Raw genomic sequence first — 24,797 nt, 5'->3', positions numbered from 1 at the left:
AAGGACAGTACCTCTATTGAGATACTGCCCTTCAATAATATTAGCCACCTTCTGGTTCATTGTTACTACTTTTCAGAACTATTGGTTTCTCCTTCTCAATAATTTTATCATTTGGTGAATCCGCATATCCAAATGTAGGTATTGATATTACTAACAAAGAAGCAAGTAAACTCATCTTGATCCAATTTTTCATTATCCATATACCTCCTTAGATGCTTTATACCTATTAAAAACCTCATAGGGTAAATCCGCAAAATGTGAGTCTCCCCACATTTCAAACTGTACTCTCGCTTGATTCAATAAATCATGTTCAATCATTTCTGATGGTTCAATTAAGGCTCGTACTATCCGAACAAAAACTGCATTATATCCATTGTATTCAGCTTCTTTCCCTAATTGTATCTTAGCTTCATCCATCTCCCCAATAGTGGCTAATAAAAATGCTTGATTGATAGGAGATATAGGTACTAACCCAACTGTTTCCCCCCAGTATATAGAAGAGAATTCTACTTGGAATTGAGCATGATTTGAATCTGTATACATACCACACTCGAAATATAGCTTTGAAGACATTTCTAGATGACTTATACATTTGTCTTTATTATCATATAAATAAGAAGAACCTAAAGCATAATGTGCAGATGCTTTATGTCTAATTCCCACTTCACTATTTATGATTTCTTGAGCTATTTTTCGAACTTTGGTATATTCCTTAAGCTTGACTAATGCTCTGATTAGCAATTCATTAACTCTAGGCTTAAATTTAGTATACATTTGAATTTTCTTTTGATCTTCAATATTCTCCAACATGGACAAACAGACATTTTTCAGTTTTAAATACCTTTCACTTATTCCATCAAAATTCTGAGCATTTAATAGATAAAGTGCTTTTACATAATTTTTTAAAAATAATACTTGAGGGTCTGAGCAATTAATATTTACACTCTCTACATAAATATCACCCCAAGTAACCCCGTTTTCTTTTAGTTTAGCTTTTGCAATTAGTCCGTATATCATAGCTACCTGGGGTGTTGGATACTTCATTCCTTTACCTTTATCAGATAATTTCCCCACAAGATGGAACATGTTTTTCTCTAAACAATAATCCATTAATTCTTTTAGATTACTAGATTTAACAATATAAAATAAACCATAATCTTCCAATAACTTTAAATCTTGTTTGTTATTATTCCCGTAAAGCATATATAATTTTAAAACAGTTTTCACTGATGGTTCAGGTTTACCTACTTCAAAATATTTTATAAAATTTGAAACAGTGCTTTTAGATTTAACATCAATTAACCGTGCTATTTCTCGTTGTCCCCTAGAATCCTTCAAAATGTAGTTTCTAAGATCAATTAATTTCACATTAGCCCCCCTGTAAAAGGTAAAACAATATATTTATAAATATGGAATTATTTACTTATTTAGTGTATCATATGGTAAGACTGACGTAAATAGTTAAACTTTATTTCGATATATAATGAGATATTTAACAAATTCTCATTATTCGTATGAAAGGAATGGTCATCATAGAAAGAATACAATGTAAGTTGTCTGAAGCATTAACTGAGTTGAATATTTCAGGGTATAAACTCTCAATAGAGGCTAAGTTGCGCCCAAGTACAATTCAAGATTTAGTACATAATAGAATGAGAAGTGTTAAGATAAGTACTTTGTTATCCATTATTTCCACACTAAATGCAATTGCTAAGGATAAGGGTTTAGAAAAAGAATACGATGTATCAGATATATTCATTTATATAAAAATGTAACTGTAATTGATTATATACTTTACCAACACACGAACACAAGTTCCTATATGTATCTTAAAAAAATTACTCATTATTCGGCATGTTTTACACAAAAAGGTAATATTAAAATAATATCAGAAAAATAAATTATTTGTTTTCCTATCTAGAGCTCATTTTGTTGAATAAAACTATGTATTTCTCCATTTTTCTTTATATTTCTTTTTATAATATTAATATATTTATACTTTAATTAATAGGATTCAACTGTAATCATTATAACTTACTTATTATGTGAAAAATAACATATCTGATTTCGGGGTGATTAAATGGAAACTGTTGCTATTTATCTACGTAAATCACGTGCTGACCTTGAAGCAGAGGCTCGTGGCGAAGGAGAAACTTTAGCAAAACATAAAAAAACTTTATTAAAAGTAGCAAGAGAAAAGAAGCTTAATATATCAATAATTCTAGAAGAGATAGTTTCAGGAGAATCATTGATGAAACGACCCGAAATGCTACGTTTACTTGAGGAAGTAGAAAAAAAGTCTTTTAATGCAGTTCTTGTAATGGACATGGACCGTTTAGGTAGGGGAAATATGCAGGAACAAGGTTTAATCCTAGAAACGTTCAGAAGCTCAAATACAAAGATTATTACACCTCGGAAGACATATGACCTTACAAATGAGTTTGACGAAGAATACAGCGAATTTGAAAGCTTTATGGCACGAAGAGAATTAAAGCTAATAACAAGACGTATGCAACGTGGGCGTGTTGCAAGTATTGAAGCAGGAAATTATATAGGAAGTGTTGCTCCATATGGTTATAAAAAGATTAAAACACAACACAATGAGATAACTCTTGAACCTGATGTAAATGAAGCGCCTATTGTTAAGATAATTTTTGATATGTATGTTAACCAAGATCAAGGTACTGGGCTTATAGCAAAGCACCTAAACAATTTAGGTATTCCTACAAGAAAAAATAGTAAATGGATAGTAGCAACAATTCGTGATATACTCCAAAATCCAATTTACATAGGAAAAGTAAAATGGAATACAAGACCAGAAATAAAAACAAAAGTAGATGGGGAATTAAAAACATCTAGACCTCGTGCTAATAAAGATCAGTGGAAAATTGTTGACGGTAAACACTCTCCCTTAGTTGAGGAAGATATATTTTATAAAGCTAAGGAGATTTTTATATCTAGAAAAAAAGTTAGGACTTCAAATGGTAAAATAACTAACCCATTAGCTGGCATTATCCGTTGTGGAATGTGTAACAGTGCTATGGTAAGGAGACCATATAAAAATCAACCTGCTCACATTATATGTTCAAATCAATTGTGTTCTAACAAAAGTTCGAGGTTCGAATATGTTGAACTTAAACTTATAAAAGGTATAGAACAGTGTTTATTACAATATAAGACTGATCTAAGGTCTGTTAATCGTATAAACAACGAAAATGAAAGTTTAAATAAAGAAGATATTTTAAAAAGTATTCAACAAGAAAAATCTGAACTATTAAAACAACAAGATCGGCTTCATGATTTCTTAGAAAGAGGTGTCTATTCTGAAGAAACTTTTCTAGAAAGAAATCAAAAAATTTCCTTAAGGTTACAAAAAGTAAATAGAGCATTAGAAAAAATCCAAGAAGAGATAACCGCAGAACAAAATAGATATATCACTGAAACAAATATTGTTCCAAAAGTTGAAACTAATTTAAGGTTATACCTCAAAACTAAAGATCCATCTGAAAAAAATAAACTTTTAAAGCTTATTGTACACCAGGCAGTCTATACTAAAGATAAAACTCAAAGATTAGATGACTTCTCGTTAGAAATAACTCCCACATTTTAAACTGATAACAAATAGGTGCAAAAGAATTTGCCCATCTAGAAATGATTGCAACGATGGTTTATAAACTTACAAAAGACGCTACTGTTGAACAATTGAAAGCAGCTGGTTTAGGTTCACATTATGCAAACCATGAAAAAGCCTTGTTTTACGAAAACTCAAGTGGTGATGCATTTACGACATCCTATATTGCAGCAAAAGGTGATCCGATTGCTGATCTATATGAAGATATTGCAGCTGAGGAAAAAGCTAGGGCAACTTATCAATGGATTATCAATTTAAGTGACGATCCTGATTTGAATGATGGATTACGTTTTTTGAGAGAAAGAGAAATTATTCATGCGCAACGTTTTCGAGAGGCTGTAGAAATATTAAAAGAGGAAAAAGATCAAAAGAGGTTCTTTTAGCTAATGACTTTAACTCATTAGCTATTTACTTTCATGGTATAAATTTATATCATATTCTGTCTGCATTAAATCAAAAACTCGCTCCCTTTCATGCCATTTAATAGGTTGTGGCCATAGTTCAATACTCTTTCTTATCACTTCACAACGTAAATCATGAAATTCCTTCTCAGCTTTGTCAACCTTCTTTTTATAATAAAGAATTGTACCATACACGGAAAATATGGTGAGCAATACGAATAAATGAATTTCATCTCCTAAGAAGGTAGACATGATCCTACTCGTAGAATAATAAAATGGCTGTACAATGAAAAATAAAATATATAGAAAGAATATGATGCACAGAAATAGTAAAGTATACTGTAGTAGCTTCACTCTTTGTTTCAGAAGTTCAAATTTACGTTTTCTATCAACGAGATGCTGAAGCAATTGTTTTGTAACTTGATCTGTATTTGTATGTAATTGCTTTATTTTCTCCTCAATCATAACCACCCCCAGCTTACTATACTCCTATTCTATTAACTTGGACAACGTATTATGCCATTACTATATTAACATGCTGGAGTTTCAAATCATAAAGGCGCTTTATCCTTTATGGTTTGAAACGAGCTACTTAATAGGCTCAGAATAGCTAGACAAACCAAAGAGGCAATAAACCTTACCTTCCTGACTAGTAAGCGTGTTAATATGCACTTTCTTCTGTAAGTAGCTATGCTTACATGAGCCCAAAGAGAAATATTCAATGGAACTAAACATTATTTACCGTTTCACTCAGTTAAAAAGTGAAAAAAGCAACAATTGCGAAAAGCGCGTCAAAGAAAAACGAAAGCACACTTATTTGCTTTCGTTCTGTCTCGTAGGTATAAGAAGTTTCTGCCCTGTAAATATACTATTTCCTTGTATTTTATTTGCTAGTTTAATGATCTCAATTCCAGATTGACTATTAAAATATTTCATTGAAATGCTAAATAACGTTTCGTCATTTTTTACATAATGTATGATGTAAGAATTACTATCTATTATTTCGGTCTCTTGTTCGACCCCATTTTCTATATTCGTTTCGCTAGATGCATGATTAGTGTTGGTGTCTTCTTCAACACTTTCACTTTCTATTGGATTAGGTTGCTGAAAGGTTTCTTCGTCTTCCACATTCTCTCTGTTAGGGGATTGGATATTCACTTTCACAGGACCCTTACTATTTGTATCTATAGTATTATTAGCGTGTCGGTATGCAATACTAAGGATTACAATGGGCAATAATATAAAAAACAGAGCTAATAAACGAATAATCGGGTATTTAATTCGAAATTTCGTTTTCTTTTTTGTTGCTTTATGTACCTGACTTCTTGGAGGCAACACTGATTTTTCTAAACTTTCCTCTTCAGCATTTGCAATCCTGTCCCTTAATTCTTCAGCTTGATCATGCAACTTTTCATTCTGATTAGACATACCTGTCACCTCTTACTATGTCTTTTGCTACTTATATAATTTAGTCGCAATTTAACGGCTAATATAAAATCTATTAAAAAATGTGCAAAGGTTGTAACAAATAAGTTATTTGTCTTTAAAAACATATATCCTAATAAAAAGCTTAAAAATATAACTGAAGTGAATAGAACCCACTTTTGAAGATACCGAAAGTGTAAAAGCGCAAATATTACACTAGCAACTACAATGCCAAAATGAGTTTGTATAACACCTCTAAATAATAGCTCTTCTGAGAAGGCAATGACGATAGTTAAAAAGAATATATGCGGTATACTTCGATGCTGAAAAATTTTTTCATTTAATCCACCATCATCAATTAGCTCATTTGGTAAATATTTTATAAATAGCAAGTCAGTTATAATTACAAATAACGCTATTCCACCACCATATAAAATGATTCGGAAATCGAATAAGTTCCATAGTTCTTTGAATGATTTGAAATCTGGAAATAGAAAAAAACCAAAAATAATTGCGGCCACAATCATTAATGCTTGTGTTGCATACAAATGAAATAAAATTTCACGATCGTCCATATTTTGTAATAAACGTTGTTGCCTATTATTTATCATTTATTTTCACTCACTTTAAACATTCGATTTAGCTCATTCCTCCAATGAAATGGTTTAGGCTTTGTAACCTCAGATTTTTGATAAAAATTGTTTATTTGAAATGAGCAATTATCACAGCAACTAGGGGGTTTCTTTTCTAGCTTCTCGCAAAAATATGCCAGTAAATGTTCTCTTCGGCAATCGTTACATTCAATCCATTCCAGCATTTTATGTAACTTCGAGTATTTCTCTTCAATTCTTCTTTGTACTTCTTCATAAATTACACGGACGATTTCACCCTTATCGACATGACTATTCACCAACTTTGGAAGCTGCATGATTAGATGCTTTAATAATCGCCACTGTACTTCTGTCAAATGATATTTGTCTATGATGTTTATATCATGTTGTTTATTAAAAGTGGCAACGCTGCTTATCTTCCCTGTCTGATCTAAGTAATCAACTACTTTGCCAACCTGCTTAACTGTCGGAAACTCATGTTCGATAATGTTTCTTTGTAATTTGTCATCACCAACGGTATGAAGTAGAATTGCAATACTATTTTTACCATCACGCCCCGCACGACCTATTTCTTGAACATAAGATTCAAATTGGCTTGGAAAATGGAAGTGAATCACAAACCTGATATTAGGTTTGTTAACACCCATACCAAATGCGCTCGTACAACAAATAACATGTAATTGATCGTGGAGAAACTGTTGTTGTATTAACATACGCTGTTCTTGGTCCATACCACCATGATAATAAGCGACATCAGTTATTCCTTCGTTTAATAATCTTTCTGCTATTATTTCAGTCCAATTTCTACTAGAAAAATAAATAATTCCTGGTCCCTTCAGAGAACGAATGAAATGTAGGAGCTTGTCGATTTTTTCTTCAATGGTATTAACTTTTTCAACTAATAAAGCGATGTTTGGGCGGTCTACAGAATAAATATGCATATTCGCATCATGTAAGTTTAAAGATCTTTTAATATCTGTAATTACCTCGTTTGTTGCTGTTGCAGTTAATGCCAGGCAAGTTGGATTACCTAACAATTCTTTTATTTCACCTAGCTTAGAATAATCTGGACGAAAATCATGTCCCCATTGTGATATACAATGGGCTTCATCTACAACAAATAGTGAAATATTGATGTTCTTTAGCGCTGAAATTATATGAGGTAATTGCAGCATTTCCGGAGAAATATAAATAAAGCGAAAACTAGCTATATCTCTAATAGCAATGCGTTTAGCACCCGTTCGTAAAAAACTATTTAGTGCGATTACTTTTTTTTCACCATTCATCCTAAGCTGTTGAACTTGGTCTTCCATTAGAGATACTAATGGTGAGATGATTATAATACTGCCACTCAACATATAACCTGGTAATTGGTAACAGATTGATTTCCCCCCACCCGTTGGCAGCATCCCTACAACATCATTTCCAGCTAATATATCCTCAATGATTTCCCTTTGACCTGTTCGAAATGTTTGATATCCAAATCGGTTATTTAATTGTGTTTCCAACTTCATTTACTCCACCACTTTTAGCTAAAACAAGACGAATTTCAAAATATGAAAAGGTTGAATTTAATGCCTGTTTAATAAGCTTTAATTGATTCGTTTGCAACTCCCTTATTTGGGCTTGAATGAGTGCTACCTTATTTGTATTAATAAACGGTTCTATACTAAAATTTTCAATGTTATGGGCAATCTCAACAATATGATCCTCAATTGTGCTCTCTTTTAAATCCCTTATTTTAGAAATTTGATCTATTGATTTCCCGTTGTTAATTAAAGCTAGCGTTTTCCGAGCAGAAACTGTTAGTGGATATGGAAAGTTAATATCAACAATCATCTTAGCTAAAATAGGCACTTGAGTTTTGTTTTGTTCAACTAAATTAACCATTTCATGTAATATAGCTTGAAAAGTAAGAACAATATACGTTTCATCTTCATGGTACATTGTTGATAATTGTTTATATGTCAGGCCTATGCGGTCAAAACTTGATAGCCTAAGAACAAAAAGGTTCGCTTCTTTTTCTGACAACATGGAAAGTAATAGCTCTAATTCATTAACTATATTATTTATCAGCACTAATTTGTTTCCTTGAAAGTGGTTGAAAAAATCCTTGACCCATTTTTGAACACTTTCGTTCGTCTGAATAGGTGTATATTGCTGATTTTTATAAGAAATATTTGAGAGCACCTGAACAATTAAGGTTAGTCTTTTCCAAAAATGACTAGCCACATTGTTATACTTCCAACCGTCAAGCTTTTCCGGAAATGGACTTTCCAATAAATATTGTGCAACTATTTTTTCACCAGCTATTGTTACGACATAATGATCGTTCTCAATTTCTCTAATGTAATTTTGTTCTTTTAATAAATGAACAGCTTTTGTAACTTCGTGTATGGAATGATCCGGTAAAACCGAAAACAAATTTGATAATTGGTATAGCTTACCATCATGAATTGTTTGTGACGATTTTTTGCCTTTTAATAGATGGTGCACGGCAGCAACAGATCGCTCACCTTTCAATTTCTTAAGACAGTATAAAACTACTACAGAAAAATAATTGAGAGTTTTCATATGATCACCTTAAGATAAATAAACTCAAAATGAATAGATATATTTATTTTAGCAAATATTGAAGAAGTAATGTGAACTATTCTCGTCAAACCTCTATAAAAAACGTCTTCATTACTGATTATGACTTTTATTTAACAAGCTAGAAAGCCTTATATGATAAGTATTCTCAATGACTTTTCTATTGAAAAGTTTTTAAAACAGTTTTACAATAGGAATGAGCAACTCATTTCCATTTTATGAGGAACTAATTTATTAATAGATAACTTTGGGAGGTATTTTGATGGCAAAGTACACAATTGTTGACAAAGAAACATGTATCGCATGTGGTGCATGTGGAGCAGCTGCACCTGATATTTATGATTATGATGATGAAGGTATTGCATTCGTAACATTAGACGATAATCAAGGAATTGTTGAAATTCCTGATGTTCTATTAGATGATATGATGGATGCACTTGAAGGATGCCCTACAGATTCAATCAAAGTTGCAGACGAAGCATTTGATGGCGATGCATTAAAATTTGAATAGCATAATAAAAAGCCCTCTGACAAGTCAGAGGGCTTTTTACTTATGCATTATGCAATGCTCTTTGCTGTTGTTCTAACCAAGTACGCATTCTTGTGAAAAGGAGTAAAAATACGATCGTTATAACTCCTCCTTTAATCAAGTTAAACGGCATGAATGCAACAGCAATTAATTTCATTGTTTCTAAATTGGACATGGCGGGGTAACCTAAAAACATCGTATATGCTGGTAAAATAATAAACATATTTAAAACCGCCATCATTAACGTCATTACAATCGTTCCTACAATTAATCCAAATGTTAAACCAGTTTTTGAGTTATATTTTCGGTATATATATGAAACGGGTAAAATGAACAATAATCCCGCAATAAAATTAGCTGCTTGCCCTACAGGTACACCTACTGCGCTACTCATAAAGAAATAATGTAAAATATTTTTAATTGCCTCTACAGTAATTCCTGCTGCTGGCCCAAAAACGATGGCTGCAATTAAAGCTGGCACTTCACTAAAATCGATTTTCAAATACGGTGGTATTCCTGGCAGTGGGAAATCAAGCATCATTAAAATAAATGATATACTGCTTAACACCCCTACTGTAACTAATTTTCTAACGTTGTTCTGTCTTCCCATGTTCCTCTCTCCTTTTCGTCTTTCAGTCCACCCCACGAAAAGCGGAAAGGTTCTTTTCGATACCAACAATAAACCCCCATGCAAGAGGCATGAGGGTTTTGAATGAAAGGTATACTTAATAAGCTGCACTTAAGGGTATTCTTGATACTTGCCAGTTCCTTTTTGATCACATAACAAATAAAGCTTACAAAAAGGTATGGACAACCTTAAGACGTAGCTAGAACCTCCATCTTCTCCCATCCAGACTATACTGTCGGCTCTGGAATCACACCAGATCCTGCTATTATGAATAGCTCGCGGGCTTAGAGCTTGAATATGTTAAAAAAATCACTCATCACCGCCGGTCGGGAATTTCACCCAGCCCCGAAGATAGACCTATTAAATTTTTTATACACCAATTATTATACCTCATATGACCTTATTTGTGAATCATAAAATCTTTAATTCAAACATTTCAGTTTAGTAATAAATCTACGTATTATAAAAAGCTCTATGTGTACTCTATATTAGTTCCTTGCATGTGAAAATAGAGCTTTGTTTAATAAAACGCTTTCAATTTTTTGACTATTTCTTATTCCATTGACATGGGTACTTTATTATGGTAAATTATCAGAAATTTATACACATTCCAGAACTTTAGGAGGATTCTTACATGTATCGCATTCTTGTTTCTGACAAAATGAGTGAAGAGGGATTAGCCCCATTATTGCAGTCAAATGATGTGGAGATTGTTCAAAAGAAAGCTAGTGAAGTTGAAAATGAATTACATGAATTTGATGGATTGTTAGTTCGAAGTGGTACACAGGTTACGAACGACCTATTGGCAAAAATGGACAACTTAAAAATCGTTGCCCGTGCAGGTGTTGGAGTAGACAATATTGATATAGATGCTGCAACAAAACATGGTGTCGTTGTTATTAATGCTCCAGATGGTAATACTATTTCTACTGCTGAGCATACATTTGCTATGATGGCATCATTAATGAGACATATCCCTCAAGCAAATGCAACAGTCAAATCTGGGGAGTGGAATCGATCCTCTTATGTTGGAACAGAATTGTACGGTAAAAATCTAGGAATCGTTGGTTTAGGTCGAATAGGGAGTGAACTCGCTAAACGAGCGAAAGCTTTTGGAATGACAGTTCAAGTATTTGATCCGTTTTTAACGAAGGCACGTGCCGAAAAAATGGGTGTTATATCATCTTCTCTCGACGAATTATTACGAACAGCTGATATTATAACAGTGCATACGCCTCTAACAAAGGAAACCAAGGATCTCCTTAATACAGAAAATTTGTCTAAAACAAAGAAAGGTGTGTACCTTATTAATTGTGCGAGAGGCGGAATCATTAATGAAAACGACCTTGTACAATTTATAAAAGATGGCCATGTAGCAGGTGCTGCACTTGATGTTTATGAGGTCGAACCACCGACCAACCCTCAGCTAATACAACTAGAGCAAGTAATAACAACTCCACACTTAGGTGCTTCAACGAAAGAGGCACAATTGAACGTAGCAGCTCAAGTTGCAAAAGAAGTTGTTCAATATTTACAAGGACAACCTGTATCATCTTCTATTAATCTACCAACACTTTCAAAAGACGTATTTGACAAAATTAAACCTTTTTATGAATTGGCGAAAAAAATGGGAACGATATTATCGCAATGTATGCATGAGCCTGTAAAAGAAATTTCAGTTGCCTATTCAGGTAGTGTTGCAGACTTAGAAACAGATTTTATTACTAAAAGTTTATTATCTGGATTTTTCAAACCAAGAGTTGATTCCACTGTTAACGAAGTTAATGCGTCAATGATTGCTAAAGAACGGAGTATTACTGTTGGTGAAAAGCTGATTTCTGATACAAATGGTTACTCAAATAGTATAACTGTAACCGTTCATGGTGAAGATAAGTCATTTGAAATTAAAGGTACGAATATAAAAGATTACGGTCCAAGGATCGTTAGCTTAAATCGTTTTGTAATCGATTTTCATCCTGTTGGAAATCTAGTATATATACAACACACAGACAAACCAGGTGTCATTGGTAGAGTTGGTAAAATATTAGGTGACCTTGAAATCAATATTGCAACTATGCAAGTTGGTAGAAAAGAGGTTGGTGGAGAAGCGATAATGATGCTATCATTTGATAAACCGCTTGATGAAGAAATGATAGCTACACTAGCTACTCTTGATGATATCGTTTCTATAAGAAAAATAGATCTGTAATGTTATAGATGATAGAAGGAGCATACGCTCCTTCTTTTTTTGAGGACCTGATCTCACTCGTGAAACACGTTATCGCAACAACGATTAATCGCCTAGTGGTACTTCTTTTCGCTGACCTTTTTGAAAGGTTGTAAGTGTTTTATATCCAACATCTCTTGCTAATTTGATAGCCTGATCAAAATCTCGCCCAACATCTTCAGGTACATGAGCGTCCGATGAAAGTACAATTGGAATTTTTTTATCAAAACACATAGTTAATAAGCGTGGGTCAGGATATAATTCCCCAACAGGCTTACGAAGACCCGCTGTACTAATTTCCACACATGTTTTAGAATTGGCTAAAGCCGATGTAGCACGATCATATTGTTCAAGTAGAAACTCTTCATCAGTAGGAACGTATTTGAAAATTTTTACTAAGTCTAAATGACCGACGATATCAAATAAATTTGACTGTGCTAACGTCACAACTTGATCAAAGTATTTTCGGTATGTATCATATAAATCTCTTCTGTCCCATTCTTTGCGATATTCAGCCAAATCAATACCGAAATCACCTACCCAATGAATCGAACCAATTACGTAGTCAAAATCATAGCTTTGTATAAAAGCTTCCATTTCTTTATGCTTGTTAGGTGTATAATCCATTTCAATAGACATTTTCACATCAATTCCATCATTCCACGCATCATGAAATAGCTTAACATAATCATCCATATCATAATAACGGCGCTCATCAACCCAAGGATTACTCAAAATATCTTTTGTTTGATAGAAGTGATAAGCGTGCTCTGAAATACCAAAATGTTCAATCTTTTTCTTAGCTGCTTCATCCGTAAATTGCTTTAAATAATCGATCGTTAATGTACCTTTTTCTAAATGATTATGATAATCTGTAAGCATGTGACTGTTCCTCCCGCATGTTTTTTCTCATTATATCCTGTCAATGAGCGCGGGACAACAATAACATTATTAGTATAAACGCATTGCGAAAACTTTGTTGCTGTTGTCAATATATTTTAACGACTTTGAGAGATATAATGCACCATTAACTTAACGAGGAAAAAAGATTCCTTCTTATTTTTCCATCCTAAAACAGTCTTAGGATATAAAACCGTTATCTTCCTGAAACGACTAACACTTGGGATGGGTAAATGACATCCTTCGTAAGTTGATTTGACTTCTTAATTTCGTCAACTGTCACATTTAACTTAGCTGCTATTGCTGGTAAGGAATCGCCCTCTTTTACAATATATACTTCTTCACTATTAGGATATAGTACGATCTCTTGGCCAACATGAATGATATCCGATTGTAAATTATTCCATTGTTTAATAGAATTAATCGCAACTTCATGTTCTAAAGCAATTTTCCAAAGAGAATCATTTTCTTCAACTTTCACAGTAATCTTCTTATCAGGTTTAGGCACATCTTCATAATTTAGTAGCTGGTTTCCAATAATTATTTCAGAAGACAGCTCACCATTTTCAACAACAATTGTTTGCCATTCAATGATCTCATTATTAAATTCCATTTCGGTTATTAACCGCTTATAATTACTAGCTATTGCTTCATTAGACAGCCTTTTATTTTGCTGTTGAGGCGATTTTAATACAGATAAGGGGTCAATTGCATTTGTCTTAGCATAATTCCATTCTCCTACGTGTACTTCAAAATGTAAATGTGGGCCTGTTGAACGACCTGTACTTCCAAGTTCGCCTATTTGTTGCCCAGTTTTCACTTCTTCTCCTTCAACAACATAACGATTTTTCATATGTGCATAAACGGTCTCAATACCGTTATTATGTTTGATAAACACAACATTTCCATATGTATTAGAATAATATGATTTCAGAACAGTACCACTAGCAGCAGCCATAATAGGACTCCCACTTTGGCCAGATATATCTAAACCTTTATGTCTGCCATTCCGAGCAGTAAAATTATCTGTTAGCTCACCTTCAGCAGGCCAAACCCAATTTTTTGTTAGTTCTTCTATTGACAACCCTTCAGCTTTTGCAATTCTCCCTCCTACAAATAGCAACCCTATACAGAAAGCTATCATTAAGACAACGAATAAGCGTCTAAAAAAATCTAACATTTTTGTTAGCCTCCCCATTAATATATCGTTATCTTATATATGAGGACTTGGACAAAAATAGAACAAAAAGAGAGATGAAAAAACATCCCTCAATCGTCTAAATCCATTAAATTAGGTGCCACTGGTACTCGATTTTTTGCTAACAATTCTACATTACCTATTGAAGAAATATTTGCTCCAGGAAATGAAACAGTTTGAATATCAAATTCACGTGCAGTTAACATGATTGCATCAATCATTATTCTGTACTGCTCGGAATCACTTAGTGCCGTTGTTTTTGAAAATTCAATATTAACATGAGTTCCATCACCACTAGACTCAACAGCTACAATTTCTACACCTTCAGGTATAGAAGGTTTAAGATTATACTGCTTATTCACTACAGTCATACTTATCAATGCTTCTTTCAAGCTACTAAACGACTCTTCAGTAGGAGTTAAAAATGTCGGGTATTGTTCATTTGCTTGGTATAGAAGATATGCTTTCTTGTTTACCTTCTTAATCTCGCTGACAGCTCCCATATCAGTATGACCAAATTCAACATCTTGCCCCTCTGACATGAATTTAGCAGATTCGATACCCATCCATCTAAATGTTTCAGAGACACTTTTGCTTAATATAGTTTCTTCAGATGTTCCCGTATCTTGTACTTGATCTAGTTGTGGAATATCAACAATAATTGTTTTTCCTACTTCATTATCATCATTCACTTCAATTATAGAGTAGTCGTTAAGAGCAAACTCTGATAACCCCCACTCATCAACTGGTAATTGTAATTTCATACTTTCCATTAATTCAATACTTGATCGATTCGTATTATCACTTAAATAACTAATTGGAATAACATTTTGCATATTCTTATCAGGAATGGCAAAGGTAACGAGTGTTTTATCATTTAATTGCTCTTCAGTCACTACAAAACGACTATTTTCAATCTTTGGTGAAATGATATTAGTTTCATTCGCTATCGATTTTTCACTTGCCTCTTCATCACTTTTTACTTCTCCTGATTTCTTCGCCTCAGACACGCTATCTCGAAGTTCTCCAGTAGTAGCTTCTTGTATTTGTTCATTTGCTATAGATTTATCAGTGCTCTCCTCGGTAGCCTGATTATTAATGTCATTCATTATTGGTTGCAGCAGTATAAAAACAATAATCATAGCAGCAGCTGTTGCAAAGCTAGGTAAAATCCACATTACCTTCCTTTTGTTATTTACAGATGAGGATACTTGGTTATATATGGATAACGGATCACGATCGTCCTTAATTGAAGGCATCTTCCTAAGTATCTCTTCAATCCGTTCTTCATTCAACTGTGATTTTTTCATGTATGTTACCCTCCTTATCTGCATACTCCAACATATATCGTTTTAACACTTTTAGCGCACGATGTTGAGTTGTTTTCACTTTACTCTCTGTCCAATTTAACGCCCCTGCGGTTTCGGAGATAGATAACGACTGCAAGTACCTCATGACAATCACAAGTCGCTGATCGACAGTACATTTGTCAAGGCACTTGTACATCAGCTGAATCTCCTCATTTTGAACTGCAATTTCTTCCGGAAGAGGTGTTTGATCTCTTACTGGTTGTTTATGCCAATCAAAAGAGTCTATAATCTTTTGCTTCCAGCCCTTTTGTTTACGAAAATAATCGATCGCAACATGTCTTGCAATTGAAAACAACCAAGTTTTTTCACTACTGTTTCCTTCAAATTGGTCCGATGATTTCAACACTTTTATATAAACCTCTTGAACAAGGTCTTCAGCTTGTTCCTTGTTGCGCACCATATAAAACAAAAATTGAAAAATATCTTGATGATATTTCTCATAGAAGTTCTGGAAAACGGTGTTCATCTCTTTCCCCCCGTTTCAATGTATTTGACGTAACTTTCACTTAAAAAGTTACAACCAAATTATATTACAATTATTAAAAATACCTGTCTTTGATAACTACACTAATCATTTTAACAAAAAGGAAGAATTTTTGAAGTAAATTCTTCCTTTAATGGTATTTGCTATTTATCTTCTTTCTTTACATCCCTTATCTTTCTTTCTTTAAAAACAATCGCGCTTCGTTCATACTCTACATCTTTCACTCCGTCACGAGCATTAATTACACGTGCAATTGCAAAAAAATAATCAGAGAGTCGATTAATATATTTTAAAACATTATCATTGATTACATCTTGCTTTTGTAACGTCACAATCTTTCGTTCAGCTCTTCGGGCAACTGTTCTAGCAATATGAATGGCTGCAGATGGTGCTGACCCTCCTGGTAATATGAACCTTTCTAGTGCAGGGGCCTCCTTAATATATTCATCAATTCGAGTCTCCAAAAATTCAACAATGTCATACTGTACCTTATAAGCCCGCTTATTGTTAATTACAGCTAAATCTCCACCACAATCAAACAGTTCGTGCTGAATTTTCTCTAACTCACTATATATATCAGCAAATGTTTCTTCCTTAAGTAAAGTCATAGCTTGTCCGACAAAGGAATTCAACTCATCTACTGTTCCATATGCTTCTACTCTAATATGATCTTTATCCACTCTACCACCAATTATACTTGTTTGTCCTTTATCACCTGATCGTGTATATAGCTTCAAAGTAATCTACTCCTCTTTATTTTATTCTTTCACTTATACCACACCAAATTCTATCAACTCTAATAGATTGTTGCACAATATCTTGATAACACCAACCTACAATATCTCGCCATAGACGTTCTGTTTTTTCAATTGGCACAAGACCTTGAGTAATATCTGTACCGATAAGGATAACTAGATTTTCTTCAGACTCATTCTCCCAATCTAACCATTGAGTAATTTTCTCCTGCCATAAACTACGCAGCTGATGATCTACACAATGATCGATGGATTTTTTTATTAGCGCTTCTACTCCTTCGATAACTACGATCGAAAAACCTTTTTTTATTTCACTTGTCTCGTCATCATATCCACATATCCAGTAACAGCTTTCTTTATTTAGTAACTGATATGTTTCCACTACCCATTTCCGTTTTCCTTGGAAGGCACCTCCACATACAAAATGCATTGTACTTCCCCCTCATTCGATTATAATATGTAGTAAGAAGCATAAAGCCAACAAATGAGCCATAACACCGTTTCTGTCCCTTCAACAAAGGCACCTAATGTATCTCCTGTCATGCCCCCAAAATGCTTCACAATAAAAGCTCTTCCTCTAAAAAAAAGAAAGAAAGATGCGAGCATTAATATTACTGTAAATAGCAATGAGGTTAAATGAGTGAAGAAGTATAGTAGTACTAAAACCAAGATAACAGTAGCATAAACATAATACTTATCAGCTGATGTTAGATGCTTTTTAAATGCAGCCGCCATTCCTTCGTGTTTTGCAAGTGGTGTTGTAACAAGCAAATACACCATAAACGTTCTAGATAAAATGGGTATAACTAGTAAAGCGATAGTTATGATAGAGGAACCCATAGATTCAAAGATGAATAAAAAACGAAAGCCGAATAAGAATAACAATGAGATCACAGCAAAAGCACCAACTCTAGCGTCACTCATGATCTCTAGTCTACGATCTTTATCTTTATACGAAAAAAATGCATCACTACAATCCATCCATCCATCAACATGTAGTCCACCAGAAAATAAAACTGAGAAAAACATAAGAAATAATGCCATCATCGCGTTTGATATCGGAAAGTAATTAAGGAATAACGTATGTATACTTGCTAGTAAAATACCTAAAATAAGACCAATAAGGGGAATAAATCGGACACACCATCTTCCACTTTTTGAATCCCATTGTATGTTTTTTTGAAAAGGAATAGTCGTAAAAAATTGAATTGCTAATAAAAAGCCATTGATGATTCTCAACGTAATTCCCTCATCTCATTTTTACTCTTCATTAATTGAGGAATGCCAAATTGAACAAAATAAGCTTCGTCACACGCTTGAACGATTGCTTGGTGAAGATTACCAAGCACATACATATACATATAGGACCCCTTATCTGAAGCTACCCCACTTGAAAATAATTCATTGGATACAATGACAATATGTTTACATTTTTCATTTAACATATAGAACGTGCTTAAAAGCTGTTGTATTAATTTCTTACCATATTCTTCACTCGTCCAATTATACCCTTCTCTAAACAATTCATTTGCTACTAAAATTGTCAAACAGTCAATTAAAATAAGATTGCTACTTGAAAAGTTAGAAATAAGCTTTTTTATATCGTATGGTTGTTCCCAAAGTATCCAATCGCGATTTAAAGCTATTCGATCTTGTTTATGTCTGCTAATTCGTTCAATCATTTCTGCATCCACAGCTTTTGACGTAGCAATATAATGAACTTGTTCTGAGTCATCAGCTAATCCTTCAACTACTTGTTCAGCAAAACTGCTTTTACCGCTTCTCACACCCCCAGAGACAAATATCATCATTTGTTCTTCCACCTCTTTAAAACTTCAAGCAGAAAGTCGTTCTCTTCTGTTGTCCTTATAGCTAATCTTATATACATACCATCAAGCCCTGAAAAGTTGTACGTGTGTCTAGGTACAATCCCTTGCCTCAATAAATAGATTAGCAGATCTTGTTGATTATTATATACGGGGTCTTTCAGCAAATAATAATTTACAGTGGAAGGAGAAACATAATAATGAAGCTGTGCTAGGTGTTGGAATACTCTCCTTCTCTCTTCATCAACCAATTGTTTTGTCTTAGTAACATGAGCTTTATCACTTATGCATAACACACCTAAATGTTGAGCGACCCCGTTTACACTCCATGGTGGCTGTAGCGTCTTTAAACGTTCTATTATATTTTCACATGCAACCACATAACCTAATCGGATCCCTGCTAAATGGTACATTTTAGTCAGTGAGCGTAAAATAATAATATGACTGTATTCGTTGATATACTTGATCATTGAAATTGAAGTTTCACAAAAATCGTAAAACGCCTCATCGAAAATGACTGTTGTATGATGTATCCTTGCATAATCAATAATGTCGAGTAGAATAGCCTCATCTATTACAGTACCTGTAGGATTATTCGGATTGCAAAGAAACATCACATCAACTTCTCTTATGAGAGCTTTAAGACGCTTAATTTGAGGTTGCCAGTTATTAAATTCATTTAATAGAATCGATTGAATTTGACATGAATAAGCGGTACAAGCAGTTCGATATTCTGAAAAAGTTGGCTCTAGTAATCCTACCTTCTTCCCAGCAAACAGTTGGGATAATAAATAAATACATTGGGATCCACCGTTCCCGACAAATAGTTTTGAAGCTGGAATATTCTCACTGTGGGAAATAGCCGAATATAGTTCACGTGACTCAATATCTGGGTATTCAGTGACAAAGTGGAAGCTCTTGTTGAATTCACTTTTTAAGGCGATAGGAGCTCCTAAAGGATTAGTGTTAACACTAAAATCTATTATGCTTTTTGGAGGTACGATATTAAATGCCTCGTACAGTTTGTTAGGGTTAGCGCCATGTGATGGTACTCTCAATGAACATCCCTCCTAGAACATAGAAAATAGTACACGCAATAACAGTTCTGATCATCACTTGATTTGCCTTATCTATATGCTTTACAGTCAGTGTAACGATGGGTTCACCCATTGTCGCTCTATTTGATGCAACACCCTTATAATAGTTAATTCCTCCTAACTGAACACTTAATATCGAAGCCATCGCCGCTTCTAGCCAACCACTGTTAGGACTGGGATGTTTGCTAGCATCACGAAATAAGAGTTTCATACATTCCTTTAATGAATGCTTTGCCAATGCTACATTAGCAACAACCATTAAAATTCCAGAAATTCTACTAGGCACAAAATTTAATAAATCATCAAATTTCGCTGCCGCCCAACCAAATTCTCGATAAGTTTCATTTTTATAGCCAAGCATTGAGTCACACGTATTTGCTGCTCGATACATTACAGCTAAAGGGCCACCTCCAAGTATTGCGAAAAATAAAGGGGCTGTAATTCCATCACTCGTATTTTCAGCTACAGTCTCTACGACCCCACGAACAATTTCTGATTCATCAAGATGAATCGTATCTCTTCCAACAATCCAGCTTAATTTCTCTCGAGCTAAACCTAGATTTTTATCAACTAAAGGTAGCTTAACTTCAACGGCGGCTTCCTTTAAACTTTTCGTTGCAATTGTTGTGAAGATAAAAAGTGCCTCAACAAGCATGCCAATGACCCAATGTAATGAATATAGGTAAAATATAACTGCCGCAGAAATAACTGTTGCAAAACCACAAACAACTATGACTGTTATTACCCCTTTGCTTTTTCTGAATTTACCTTCATTAAACGCATGATCACACTTCCTAATCATCCAGCCAAAACCTCTAACTGGATGGGGAAGCCACTTTGGATCTCCTATTACAAAATCTAAACCGAGAGCAATAATAATTGCACAGATATGCTCTATCATTCATGACCACTTCTTCTTGTTTTATTATTTTGAATAGCTTTCCTTGTCGCTTCATACACAGTATGCCCTATCGCTTTACCCACTTGAGTAATAGATCCTGCATATTCTATAAGCTCTTTCGTCTGAGATGCTGCAATGACAATACTATCTGTCGAGGTTCCACTTGCTATAGTTGCTGACAATGGGTCTATTATATGTTCATCATGGAGCGCTTTTGTCTTTGCTTCAGTAGCTATCATTATTGCTTGTACAAATGCGGCTTCCGTAAGTCTTCCATCAACAAAAATCATCATATTAATCGTCCCTGGATAAACCACTTCTTCTTCCCTATGCATTGCTCTACTCACATCAACTGCATTTGAGGTACCTGCGGTTATGACTGTAAATATGCTATGATTGTTAACATTAAGCGCTTCCGTAGCTACATCTTCTAATGTTGCTGCAGTCATCATGCCGATACAATCAGGACTATTCATACTATGGCTTTGAAGAAATGACGTCATATCTTGTCTTGGACTATTACAATTATAATTTTTGTGGACGTGACGGTTTACAAAGGTGCTTTTCCAACCGATTCCATCACCAATTATTGAAGAAGAGAGTGTTTTAAATGGTTGTTTAGTCTGAATAACAATCATTTCTTTAGTTAAGTCCATTGATATTTGTGACATTAACCCATTTTCTTGCGGTAAAGTAGGTAATTTAGGGACGAGTGATATTAGTGTTTTCGGTACTGTAGAGTGCTCACCTACTGTTAATTGTGTTCGGTATACGTTCGTTAAATCTCTTTCGTTCAATACTTTATTAGGTGCGTCCATTGCAATCATTTTTCCATTATTAAGCAGCAGAATTTTATCACAATAAAAACTTGCTAGATTCAGATCGTGAAAAATAGCAATGACAGTTAAGTCTGATGTCTTAGACCATTGTGATAAAGAATCTAGCAAATGTATTTGATAGGATATATCTAGATGATTAGTCGGCTCATCCAACATGAGTATTTCAGGCTCTTGTGCTAATGCACGGGACAAGAACACTCTTTGACGCTCTCCACCACTTAGAGTCGCTAAGCTCATTTCCTCCATCCCTGTTAAACCAGTTAGTTGAATTGACTTTTTTACAACGTTCTCATCTTCATCGGTCCACTGAGGAAATAACCCTGTTTGGTGAGCATATCGACCTAATTTAACTGTTTCTTGAACGGAATAATTAAATGAAGCTTCAATTGTTTGAGGTAAAACAGCAATGATTTTCGCTAGTTTTTTTTGCTCATATTTTGTTATCGACTGGCCTTTTATCCTTATATCACCTGTATTAGCATGTAACATTCCACTAATTAATTTTAATAATGTTGTTTTGCCACTGCCATTAGGCCCAACTATACCTATAATTTCTCCTTTTTTAACAGTGAAGTTAATATCATCCAGCACCTTTTTTTGATTATAATGATAACTAGCTTCCGTTACATTAATCATGACAATATCATCCTCTTCGATTCGATATAAAAATATAAGCAAACACAGGTGCACCAATTAAGGCAGTAATGACTCCTATTGGTAGTTCACGTGGAGTAATAATTGTTCTAGCGATTAAATCAGCAATAACTAAAAATGCCCCCCCATTAAGCATTGATAATGGTAATAGACGAACATGGTTCGCACCCCATAGAAGCCTTGTTATGTGAGGAATAACTAAACCTACAAAACCGATTGTTCCTGACACAGCAACAGCTGCACCTGTTAATAATGAAGAAGCTGCCAAAATGGTCATTTTTCGTTTTGCCACGTTAACCCCTAAAACTTTAGCTGACTCTTCACCAAATGAAAATGCATTTAACTCTCTTCCATTTCCGAGTAGTAATAAAATGCCTACCATATAAAAAGGTAGAATAATTTTAATATAATCCCAACCCCTCATTGCTACACTACCTAATAACCAGTTAATGATCTGTCTTAATTCTTCACCAGTAAGTGCAATCATTAAAGAAATAATAGACCCTAAAAATGAGCTAAATATAATCCCAGTTAAAATAATCGTTTCCACAGACATGGATTTCTCAACTGCTCGGGCAAACACTAATACGAGTATGAGGGATAGAAACGCAAAAGAAATACTAAATATAGGTAAAGTAAATTTCCCTATAAAAGGGATATGTATAGCAAAAAAAAGCACAATTACTGCTCCAACTGATGCTCCAGAAGATACTCCAAGTGTATAAGGATCTGCTAATGGGTTTTTTAACAACCCTTGAAATGCAGCCCCTGCAATCGCTAGAGAAGATCCGACTATAAAAGCTAGAATCACTCGGGGTAAGCGAATCGCCATTATAATATTTACTACTGTTGTATCAATCGTCTCTATTGATCCTAAATGAAAAACACTATAAAAGATCACGTTTAAAATAGTAGAAAAGGGGATCGATAACGTCCCTATCGAAACCCCTAACAAAATTGAAAATATAACAAAACATACAGTAATAATATATGGTAGAGAACGGTTTTTATTGATAAATGTCAGGATAGACAGCTTTTGCAAGTTCTTCTACTCCTTCAATTAAACGTGGACCAGAACGTGTTACTAAATTAGAGTTAATATCAAAAACCAGTTTGTTTTTTACAGCTGGTACTTCTTGCCATGCATCACGCGCTAATACTTGATCAACTGCATTATCGACATAATACCCATATGTAATAACAATAACATCTGGCTTAAGCAATACCGCATCTTCCTCTGTAAATTGTGGCCAACCTTCTTGATCGCCTGCTGCATTTATTGCTCCAATTGCTTCAAGCATTTCGTGCATGAAGGTACCTTTTCCCGTCGTAAATAGATCTGGAGCTTGGGATATTTCTATCCAAACTACCTTTTGATCAGCTTCTTTAATTTCTGCTGACTTCTCTTTAATCAGATTCAATTTTTCTGTCATATCACTTATGATCTTGTCTGCATTTTCTTCTGTTCCAGTGACAACACCAATCATTTTAATAGAGTCATAAACTGCTTTAAATGATGTTGCATTGTTAACAACGACCACGTTTATACCAGCATCTCGTAGTTGTTGAAGACCTTCAGTAGAGCTATGCGCACTTGAGGCATGGGCAAGAACGACGTCTGGGTTTAATGAAATCACCTTTTCAACATTAAATTCTGTTCCTCCAACCCTTGCTATATCGGCTACTTCTGGTGGATAATCAGCCCAATCACCTACACCAACCATTTTATCACCTAAACCTAACGCAAAAGCTATTTCTGTATTACTTGGTATTAACGACACTATTGCTTGTGGCTCTTCTTCTATTGTCACGTCATTACCTAATCCATCCGTAATTGTTACTGGAAAGCTAGACTCTGCTTTATCATCAACTTTAGTTTCCTGTTCTACATTTGTAGAAGCTTCATTATTTTTAACCTCTGTTTGACCACAACCTACTAATAAAATGAATGATAAAATAACGATAAAGACAGTAGGGAAGTACTTTTTAATGTTTAACATCTTTTTTCTCCTTCTTTTTTAATATGGCAGTTTTCGTATTCATTGTTGTTTTTCGTATTAGGACAACTAGAGTTATGTGTTGTCTTTTCTTCTATACAACGATGAGAATGATTATAAACCTCTGTTGTTTAGGTAACAACAATGTTAACGAAATCAGCCTAAATAGAAATAAGCCCATCCGAATTGGATGAGCTGTTAGACGGCATCATAAATGTATTGTTACTAAAAAATACACTACTCGACCGTCTCAATACTCAATCCCCGAAGAATTGAAAACGTATATAGTGCTTGGCAGGTCTACTGACTCATGCTTCATCCTACTTTGATCCTTCCCATATGGCTAACAATAAATATGTATAATATTATTATTCCATACAGTGGTAATATCATTTCGTCCACAAATACAGTTGCGGGGGCAGTTCTAGATTCACACTAGAATTCCCTTTTAAGTCTTTATGGAATGTTTTAACATTCCCTTTATTTCCTATGTAGTATAATAGAAAAGACACCTAGCACTATTCATTTTTAGGCTGTTTACGCATTGATTATTGTTATTCATGCAAAGACGTTTAGGATAAAACTAATTGCCATAAATCCATTTCTAGCATATTTACTAACAATAGTAACACCATATACGAAATGAGCCCTTTTAAAAATTCTTTTTCATAATACCCGATTATTAATATATTGACAAGAATAATTTGACTGCTTATCAAATACTTAACATGG

At 34.2% G+C, this 24,797-nt stretch carries 25 protein-coding genes, 1 pseudogene and 2 riboswitches; of the genes and pseudogenes, 5 read left to right on the top strand and 21 right to left on the bottom strand.

The genetic code is table 11. The features are described 5' to 3' along the window. Positions 1-40 precede the first annotated feature (40 nt). Together SLH48_RS03205 and SLH48_RS03200 are read right to left on the bottom strand one after the other, a co-directional pair. Positions 41-193, bottom strand: coding sequence for a hypothetical protein (locus SLH48_RS03205; RefSeq protein WP_320256976.1), 153 nt, complete (start codon positions 191-193; stop codon positions 41-43). Next, positions 193-1,368 carry an AimR family lysis-lysogeny pheromone receptor gene (locus tag SLH48_RS03200; protein WP_320256974.1) on the bottom strand — a complete coding sequence of 392 codons (1,176 nt, stop codon included), beginning with the start codon at positions 1,366-1,368 and terminating at the stop codon, positions 193-195. Before SLH48_RS03200 ends, SLH48_RS03205 begins: the two co-directional genes overlap by 1 nt. Before the next feature lie 155 nt (positions 1,369-1,523). Between SLH48_RS03200 and SLH48_RS03195 the strand changes: the two genes are divergently transcribed. The 3 genes and pseudogenes from SLH48_RS03195 to SLH48_RS03185 form a co-directional block, all read left to right on the top strand. Continuing rightward, positions 1,524-1,775, top strand: coding sequence for a helix-turn-helix transcriptional regulator (locus tag SLH48_RS03195; protein ID WP_320256973.1), 252 nt, complete (start codon positions 1,524-1,526; stop codon positions 1,773-1,775). Between the two features lie 305 nt (positions 1,776-2,080). After that, positions 2,081-3,610 carry a recombinase family protein gene (locus tag SLH48_RS03190; RefSeq protein ID WP_320256972.1) on the top strand — a complete coding sequence of 510 codons (1,530 nt, stop codon included), beginning with the start codon at positions 2,081-2,083 and terminating at the stop codon, positions 3,608-3,610. A gap of 11 nt (positions 3,611-3,621) precedes the next feature. Continuing rightward, positions 3,622-4,014: pseudogene (locus SLH48_RS03185) on the top strand (manganese catalase family protein); the annotation flags it as partial. A gap of 21 nt (positions 4,015-4,035) precedes the next feature. On the opposite strand, the gene SLH48_RS03180 reads toward SLH48_RS03185, so the two are convergent. The 5 genes from SLH48_RS03180 to SLH48_RS03160 all read right to left on the bottom strand — a co-directional run bounded on the left by SLH48_RS03180 (position 4,036) and on the right by SLH48_RS03160 (position 8,642). Beyond that, on the bottom strand, positions 4,036-4,497 hold the full coding sequence (locus tag SLH48_RS03180) for a YpbF family protein (RefSeq protein WP_214480077.1): 462 nt from the start codon (positions 4,495-4,497) through the stop codon (positions 4,036-4,038). A 348-nt stretch (positions 4,498-4,845) separates the two neighbouring features. After that, entirely contained in the window at positions 4,846-5,460 is a 615-nt protein-coding gene (locus SLH48_RS03175; RefSeq protein ID WP_320256971.1) for a LysM peptidoglycan-binding domain-containing protein, read from the bottom strand. A gap of 5 nt (positions 5,461-5,465) precedes the next feature. Further along, the gene (locus SLH48_RS03170) at positions 5,466-6,068 is read right to left on the bottom strand and encodes a CPBP family intramembrane glutamic endopeptidase (protein ID WP_320256970.1); all 603 of its coding nucleotides are present in this window, start codon (positions 6,066-6,068) and stop codon (positions 5,466-5,468) included. Further along, positions 6,065-7,582, bottom strand: coding sequence for an ATP-dependent DNA helicase RecQ (locus SLH48_RS03165; RefSeq protein ID WP_320256969.1), 1,518 nt, complete (start codon positions 7,580-7,582; stop codon positions 6,065-6,067). Before SLH48_RS03165 ends, SLH48_RS03170 begins: the two co-directional genes overlap by 4 nt. Next, the gene (locus SLH48_RS03160) at positions 7,557-8,642 is read right to left on the bottom strand and encodes a helix-turn-helix domain-containing protein (RefSeq protein WP_320256968.1); all 1,086 of its coding nucleotides are present in this window, start codon (positions 8,640-8,642) and stop codon (positions 7,557-7,559) included. Before SLH48_RS03160 ends, SLH48_RS03165 begins: the two co-directional genes overlap by 26 nt. 280 nt (positions 8,643-8,922) lie before the next feature. On the opposite strand from SLH48_RS03160, the gene SLH48_RS03155 reads away from it, so the two are divergent. Further along, the gene (locus tag SLH48_RS03155; protein ID WP_214480082.1) at positions 8,923-9,171 is read left to right on the top strand and encodes a ferredoxin; all 249 of its coding nucleotides are present in this window, start codon (positions 8,923-8,925) and stop codon (positions 9,169-9,171) included. Between the two features lie 40 nt (positions 9,172-9,211). On the opposite strand, the gene SLH48_RS03150 is transcribed toward SLH48_RS03155, so the two are convergent. Beyond that, entirely contained in the window at positions 9,212-9,799 is a 588-nt protein-coding gene (locus tag SLH48_RS03150; RefSeq protein ID WP_214480083.1) for an ECF transporter S component, read from the bottom strand. Positions 9,800-10,023: 224 nt separating this feature from the next. Next, positions 10,024-10,174: riboswitch (FMN riboswitch) on the bottom strand. A 277-nt stretch (positions 10,175-10,451) separates the two neighbouring features. On the opposite strand from SLH48_RS03150, the gene serA reads away from it, so the two are divergent. Then, positions 10,452-12,026 (top strand): phosphoglycerate dehydrogenase, encoded by a 1,575-nt coding sequence (serA, locus tag SLH48_RS03145; RefSeq protein WP_214480084.1) that lies wholly within the window; start codon positions 10,452-10,454, stop codon positions 12,024-12,026. An 84-nt stretch (positions 12,027-12,110) separates the two neighbouring features. On the opposite strand, the gene SLH48_RS03140 is transcribed toward serA, so the two are convergent. The 13 genes from SLH48_RS03140 to SLH48_RS03080 all read right to left on the bottom strand — a co-directional run bounded on the left by SLH48_RS03140 (position 12,111) and on the right by SLH48_RS03080 (position 24,059). Then, positions 12,111-12,926, bottom strand: coding sequence for a histidinol-phosphatase (locus tag SLH48_RS03140; protein ID WP_214480085.1), 816 nt, complete (start codon positions 12,924-12,926; stop codon positions 12,111-12,113). 214 nt (positions 12,927-13,140) lie between these two features. Continuing rightward, complete coding sequence (locus SLH48_RS03135; RefSeq protein ID WP_320256967.1) at positions 13,141-14,124, bottom strand: M23 family metallopeptidase; 984 nt, start codon at positions 14,122-14,124, stop codon at positions 13,141-13,143. Between the two features lie 89 nt (positions 14,125-14,213). Then, the gene (locus SLH48_RS03130) at positions 14,214-15,452 is read right to left on the bottom strand and encodes a GerMN domain-containing protein (RefSeq protein ID WP_320256966.1); all 1,239 of its coding nucleotides are present in this window, start codon (positions 15,450-15,452) and stop codon (positions 14,214-14,216) included. Then, positions 15,430-15,978: an RNA polymerase sigma factor SigX gene (gene sigX, locus SLH48_RS03125; RefSeq protein ID WP_214480088.1), complete on the bottom strand. Its 549-nt coding sequence runs from the start codon at positions 15,976-15,978 to the stop codon at positions 15,430-15,432. The genes SLH48_RS03130 and sigX overlap by 23 nt, the downstream gene beginning before the upstream one ends. Positions 15,979-16,139: 161 nt before the next feature. Further along, positions 16,140-16,733: a cob(I)yrinic acid a,c-diamide adenosyltransferase gene (locus tag SLH48_RS03120; protein ID WP_320256965.1), complete on the bottom strand. Its 594-nt coding sequence runs from the start codon at positions 16,731-16,733 to the stop codon at positions 16,140-16,142. Positions 16,734-16,749: 16 nt separating this feature from the next. Further along, positions 16,750-17,181, bottom strand: coding sequence for a bifunctional adenosylcobinamide kinase/adenosylcobinamide-phosphate guanylyltransferase (locus SLH48_RS03115; protein ID WP_320256964.1), 432 nt, complete (start codon positions 17,179-17,181; stop codon positions 16,750-16,752). A 20-nt stretch (positions 17,182-17,201) separates the two neighbouring features. Further along, the gene (cobS, locus tag SLH48_RS03110; RefSeq protein WP_320256963.1) at positions 17,202-17,990 is read right to left on the bottom strand and encodes an adenosylcobinamide-GDP ribazoletransferase; all 789 of its coding nucleotides are present in this window, start codon (positions 17,988-17,990) and stop codon (positions 17,202-17,204) included. Then, positions 17,987-18,562: a bifunctional adenosylcobinamide kinase/adenosylcobinamide-phosphate guanylyltransferase gene (locus tag SLH48_RS03105; protein WP_320256962.1), complete on the bottom strand. Its 576-nt coding sequence runs from the start codon at positions 18,560-18,562 to the stop codon at positions 17,987-17,989. Before SLH48_RS03105 ends, cobS begins: the two co-directional genes overlap by 4 nt. Beyond that, entirely contained in the window at positions 18,559-19,635 is a 1,077-nt protein-coding gene (cobD, locus tag SLH48_RS03100; RefSeq protein WP_320256961.1) for a threonine-phosphate decarboxylase CobD, read from the bottom strand. Before cobD ends, SLH48_RS03105 begins: the two co-directional genes overlap by 4 nt. After that, a complete protein-coding gene (gene cbiB / locus SLH48_RS03095; RefSeq protein ID WP_320257157.1) occupies positions 19,610-20,572 on the bottom strand; it encodes an adenosylcobinamide-phosphate synthase CbiB in 963 nt (320 codons plus the stop codon). Before cbiB ends, cobD begins: the two co-directional genes overlap by 26 nt. Beyond that, entirely contained in the window at positions 20,572-22,050 is a 1,479-nt protein-coding gene (locus tag SLH48_RS03090; RefSeq protein WP_413785387.1) for an adenosylcobinamide amidohydrolase, read from the bottom strand. Before SLH48_RS03090 ends, cbiB begins: the two co-directional genes overlap by 1 nt. A 7-nt stretch (positions 22,051-22,057) precedes the next feature. After that, positions 22,058-23,110, bottom strand: a complete 1,053-nt coding sequence (locus tag SLH48_RS03085) for an iron ABC transporter permease (protein ID WP_320256959.1) — start codon at positions 23,108-23,110, stop codon at positions 22,058-22,060. After that, complete coding sequence (locus SLH48_RS03080) at positions 23,076-24,059, bottom strand: ABC transporter substrate-binding protein (RefSeq protein WP_320257156.1); 984 nt, start codon at positions 24,057-24,059, stop codon at positions 23,076-23,078. The genes SLH48_RS03085 and SLH48_RS03080 overlap by 35 nt, the downstream gene beginning before the upstream one ends. Before the next feature lie 281 nt (positions 24,060-24,340). Further along, positions 24,341-24,556, bottom strand: a riboswitch (cobalamin riboswitch). Positions 24,557-24,797 lie beyond the last annotated feature (241 nt).

This window comes from Cytobacillus sp. IB215316 (assembly GCF_033963865.1).
In the GTDB taxonomy this organism is placed as follows: Bacteria; Bacillota; Bacilli; order Bacillales; family SM2101; genus Nanhaiella; species Nanhaiella sioensis.
The sequence above is the reverse complement of the archived record's forward strand: the minus strand, read 5'-3'. Positions and strand labels throughout refer to the sequence as shown.